The sequence below is a fragment of the Streptomyces zhaozhouensis genome, from assembly GCF_900230195.1.
Lineage (GTDB): Bacteria > Actinomycetota > Actinomycetes > Streptomycetales > Streptomycetaceae > Streptomyces > Streptomyces zhaozhouensis.
This window is the reverse complement of the sequence record NZ_OCNE01000040.1, coordinates 1-5,278: the sequence shown is the minus strand read 5'-3', so window position 1 is coordinate 5,278 and position 5,278 is coordinate 1. Positions and strand designations below refer to the sequence as shown.

Genomic DNA, 5,278 nt, shown 5'->3' with positions numbered 1-5,278 from the left:
GGGCAGGGGAACTACGCGGCGGCCAACCAGTTCCTGACCGGTCTGGCGCATCTTCGTGCGGCGGAGGGTCTGCCCGCCCAGTCGTTGGCGTGGGGTCTGTGGGACGAGGCCGAGGGCATGATCCAGGGGCTGACGGACACCGACGTGGAGCGCATCCGCCGTTGGGGCATGCACGCGCTCAGCCCGGAAGAGGGCCTGGCCCTCCTCGACACCGCCGGCCGACTGCCCGGCCCGTCGTTCTTCCCGGCGCGCCTGGACCCGGCGGTCATCCAGCAGCGTGGGGAAGGCATCCCCCACAAGCTGCGTGGTCTGGTCCGTGAGCCGGCGCGGCGCGCTGCGGCCGGTGCTGCGGTGGCGGACACAAGTGTCTCCTTCAGCGACCGCATGGCGGGGCTCGGTGAGGAGGAACGCGCCGACGCCGTACTGGAGTTGGTGCGCGGCCATCTCGCCGCCGTCCTCGGATACGCCAGCGCGGACGCTGTCGACCCGGAGCGCGCGTTCCTCGAAATGGGCCTCGACTCCCTCGGGGCCGTCGAACTCCGCAACCGCCTCAAGTCCGCCACGGCCCTGCCGCTGCCGGCGACCGTTGTCTTCGACCATCCGACGACGCGGGCGTTGAGCACGCAGCTGTTGGCCGAGTTCGGTGGCCAGTTCGGCCCGGCGTCGGGTGGCGGGTCTTCCGCCGCTTCGGGGGCGCAGGCGAGCGCGGGAGGTGGGGCGGCGGCCGGGAACCCGGCGTCGGAATCCCTCAACGCGCTCTTCCGGGAGGGGCTGCGGCAGGGCAAGCTCGTGCAGGGTCTCGACCTCCTCCGGGCTGTCGCGAACCTGCGGCCGACCTTCACGGCCTCCGAGGACGTCGAGGAGCTGCCCGCGCCGGTGCGCCTGACGGAGGGGGCGCCGGGGCCGACGCTGTTCTGTCTGCCGTCGCCGGGCGCGATGGGCGGTGCCCACCAGTTCGTGCGGCTCGCGACCGGTCTGCGGGAGGTCATGGACGTCATCGCCGTTCCGCTGCCGGGCTTCGCTGACAACACCAGCCTGCCGGAGTCGTACGACACCGTGATCACGGGCTGTGCGGAACAGATCCGGCGGGCGGCCGGGGACCGTCCCTTCGCTGTGGCGGGCTACTCGGCCGGCGGCGTCTTCGCGCACTCGGTGGCGAGGCGCCTGGAGGACCTCGGCGTCCGGCCCGCCGGTGTTGTCCTGTTGGACACCTACCACCCCAAGACCCAGGACCTCAGCGCCCTGGTCGCCGAGATGTTCGAGGGGATGTTCGACAGGGAGGAGCTGTTCGGGCCGTTCACCACCGCTCGGCTCTCCGCGATGGCCTGGTACGGCGACCTGATGATAGGCCGCGACGTCGAGGAGATCGCCGCACCGGTCCTCTTCGTCCGGCCCACGCGCTGGGCGGGCGGTGAGGACACGGGTGCGGAGGAGGAGCGGTGGCGTGCCTCCTGGGACTTCGGGCACACGGTCAGGGAGATCGAGGGCGACCATCTCACCATGGTGGAGAAGGAGGCCCCGCAGACGGCCAAGGCCATAGAGACCTGGTTCGCGTCACTCGACGGCTGACCGGAGCTGGCCCGCCCCCACCCGGGGCACCGTGAGCAGGACGGCAGGCGGCCGGCCCCCACGCACGAGCGTGGGGGCCGGCCGCCTGTCTTGCTCCGTGCGCACGTGCCCCCGTTGTCCTTTTCGCGGTCCGGCAAGAGGGCCGCTGGCCTCCGGCCCGGCATGGCTGTTGCCCCCTGTCGCTGGGATGACCTGGGGGTGGTGTCACCGGGTCCGTGGAGGCACCCCCCGCGCGGTGCCACCCAACGCCGGACGGCGGGTGGCCGACGCCCGAGGGCGCCGGCCACCCGCCGTCCCATGGCGGTTTTGGCTGGGACTCGCTCAGCGGTCCTTCAACTCGTCGTCCAGCATGTCGAAGAGTTCGTCAGCCGTGGCCGCGGCCAGCGCGTCGGCCTCGCTTGAGTCCACGCCCCGGTGCGTCTCCGACCACTTGCCGACCAGGGCCCGTAGCCTGCTCTCGATCCGGGCCGCCTCCGCGTCGTCGGGCCGGGCGTCCAGCATCACGGACTCCAGGCGGGCCAGTTCCTCCTCCATCGCCGTGACGGCTCCGGCAGCGGGCTCCTCCCCGAGGATCTCCGTCCGCAGGAAGTCGGCGACGGCCACCGTGCTCGGGTAGTCGTAGATGAGCGTGGCCGGCAGCCGTTCGCCCGTGGCACCGCTGAGCCTGTTGCGGAGTTCGAGCGCGGCGAGGGAGTCAAGACCGAGTTCGAGGAACCCGCGTTCCGGCACCACGGCCTGCGGGCCGTCGTGCCCGAGCACCGCCGCCACGTGTGTCCGGACCAGCTCCACCAGGAACTGTCCCGCGTCCGCCCAGGGCAGTTCCGCGAGCCGCTCGGCCAACGGCCGCGTGTCCTCCTCGGCTGCGGCTGTTCCCGCAGCCGGCGCTGGAGCGTCGGCCTTGGGACGGGCCGGCACCCCGCCCAGCTCGCGGAGCACCGCGGGCAGCGCGTCGGGGCGCGACCGCAGCGCGGCCAGGTCCAGCGACACCGGCACCGGCATGGCCTCGCCGGAAGCCAGGGCGGCGTCGAAGAGGCCGAGCCCCTTCTCGGCCGACAGCTCGCGCACGCCGAGCTTGCCGATCCGGCCGGCGTCGATGGCCCTCGTGTCCTCGTCGGCCCCCGCCGTGCCCTCCCACAGGCCCCAGGCCATGGAGGTGGCCGGGAGTCCCTGGGTGTGGCGGTGGTGGGCGAGGGCGTCCAGGAAGACGTTGGCCGCCGCGTAGTTGGCCTGCCCGGCGGCGAGGATGAGCCCGCCGACGGAGGAGAAGAGGACGAACGCGGTGAGGTCCAGGTCGCGGGTCAGCTCGTGCAGGTGCCACGCGCCGTCGACCTTCGGGCGCAGTACGCGCTCCACCCGCTCAGGGTTCTGGTCGGCGAGAATCCCGTTGTCCATCACGCCCGCCGAGTGCACCACCCCGGTGAGGGGGTGGGTGTCGGGGATGGCGTCGAGGACGGCGGCGACGGCGTCGCGGTCGGCGACGTCGCAGGCGGCGACGGTGACGTGGGCGCCCAACTCGGTGAGTTCCGCGGTGAGTTCGGCGGCGCCGGGTGCCTCGTTGCCGCGGCGGCTGGTGAGGACCAGGTGGCGCACGCCGTGTGCGGTCACCAGATGGCGGGCCACCAGCGCGCCGAGCCCGCCCGTGCCGCCCGTCACCAGCACCGTGCCGGACGGGTCCCACTCGGGAACGCCTCCGGCCGCGCCGGCCCTGGCCAGCCGTGGCGCCAGGATTCTGCCGCCACGCAGGGCGAGTTCGGGTTCCTCCGTCGCCGCCGCCGCGGCGAGCGCACGGTCGGACCCGGCCGAGCCGTCCACGTCGATCACAGTGAACCGGCCCGGGTTCTCCGCCTGCGCGGCCCGCACCAGGCCCCAGACCGGCGCCTGGGCCAGGTCGGGCGCCCCGTCGTCGGAGCCGGTCCGGACGGCGCCGTGCGTCACGACGACCAGCCGGGAGGAGTGGAACCGCTCCTCGGCGAGCCAGGTGCGGAGCGCGTCCAGAACACTGACGGCGGCCCGTCCGACCCGTGTCGGGACGTCGACGTCCGACGAGGTCTCCGTGTCCGGCCGCAGGACGACCAGCGCCGGCACGGCGGCCGTCTCGGGGGCCCCCAGCACCTCGCTCAGCTCGACCGGCTCGACAGCCTCCGCCGACGCGGGGGAGTCGGCCGGCACGGCCGTCCACTCCATCCGGTACAGCGACTGCGGACCGGCCCCCAACTGCTGCGGAGTCACCGGCCGCAGCGCCAGCGACGCGATGGAAGCGACCGGTGTCCCCGCGCCGTCCACGATGGCCAGCGACACCCCGCCCGCGCCCGCCGCGCTCATCCGCACCCGCAGGAGCCGGGCGCCCGGCGTATGGAAGTCGACACCGCTCCAGGCGAACGGGATACGTGTCTCCTCCTCCTCGCCCTCTGCCTTCCCCGAGCCGGGCATGAAGTCGATGAGGTGGAGCGCCGCGTCCAGCAGCGCGGGGTGGACGCCGAACGACTCAGCGCCGACCGCCTCGTCGGGGAGGGCGATCTCGCCGTAGATGTCGTCGCCGTGCTGCCACACCGCCCGCACGCCTCGGAACTGCGGACCGTAGTCGTAACCCAGCGCGGCCAGACCCTCGTACATGGAGTCGGTCGCCAGAGGAGTGGCGCCCTCCGGCGGCCACACCTCCGTGTCCACGGCGGGAATCTCGTCGGCGCTCGACGCGTCCGCCTGAGCCACGAGGCCGACGGCGTGACGGGTCCAGCCCTCCCTCGGACCAGCGCCGGCCGCCGCCCCCAGGGACGCGAGACGGGAGTGGATCTCCACGCTGCGGTGACCCGACTCGTTGGCCGCCCCCACGATCACCTGGAGGTCGAGTACCTCCTCGTCGGGAACGGGCAGCGGTGCCTCCAGCGTGAGTTCGTCAACGACCGGGTAGCCCACCTGTTCACCGGCGTGAACCGCCATGTCCAGCAAGGCCGTTCCCGGGAGGATCGTCGCCCCGAGAATCCGGTGGTCGGGAAGCCACGACTGCGAGTCCGCCGCCAACCGGCCGGTGAGAACGACGCCGTCCATTCCGGGAAGCGCGAGGGCCGCGCCGAGCAACGGGTGGTCGGCGGGGCGCTGCCCGAGACCGGTGGGGTCACCGGAGGAGGGGACCGCGTCGATCCAGTAGCGCTTGTGTTGGAAGGCGTAGGTGGGCAGGTCGACGGTCTGGGGGGCGAGGTGGGTGAAGGTGGTTTCCCAGGTGATGTCGTGTCCCTGGGTGTGGAGGGTGCCAAGGGCGCGTAGGAGGTTGGCGGTCTCGGCGTCGTCCTTGCGCTGGGTCGGAACGGCGTCACCGATCAAAGGCGTCAGGGCCGGCTTGGGCCCGACCTCGACCAGGGTGGTGACGCCCTGCGCCCTCAAGGTGGCGACACTGTCGGCGAAGCGAACCGTGCCACGGACCTGACCAGCCCAATACCCCGCCTCGGTCATCTCCTCCGGACCGACCAACTCACCCGTCACCGTGGACACCAACGCAATACCCGGCACCCCGAAGGAGATCTTCGCGGCCACCGCCTGGAACTCACCCAACATCGGATCCATCAGCGGAGAGTGGAAAGCGTGGGAGACCCGCAGACGAGTGGACTTGCCCTCGACCTGCCCGGCGATCTCGACAACCGCCTCCTCCACACCCGAGATCACCACAGACCGCTGCGCGTTGACAGCGGCGATCGTCACATCCTGACGCTCCCCG

At 72.6% G+C, this 5,278-nt stretch carries 2 protein-coding genes; one reads left to right on the top strand and one right to left on the bottom strand.

Features of this window, described 5'->3' with window-relative positions; all coding sequences use genetic code 11:
• The coding region (locus CRP51_RS27785; protein WP_141514702.1) for an alpha/beta fold hydrolase at positions 1-1,569 on the top strand (1,569 nt) is incomplete at its 5' end.
• Positions 1,570-1,890: 321 nt separating this feature from the next.
• On the opposite strand, the gene CRP51_RS27780 is transcribed toward CRP51_RS27785, so the two are convergent.
• Positions 1,891-5,262 (bottom strand): type I polyketide synthase, encoded by a 3,372-nt coding sequence (locus tag CRP51_RS27780; RefSeq protein WP_097234120.1) that lies wholly within the window; start codon positions 5,260-5,262, stop codon positions 1,891-1,893.
• Positions 5,263-5,278: the final 16 nt, after the last annotated feature.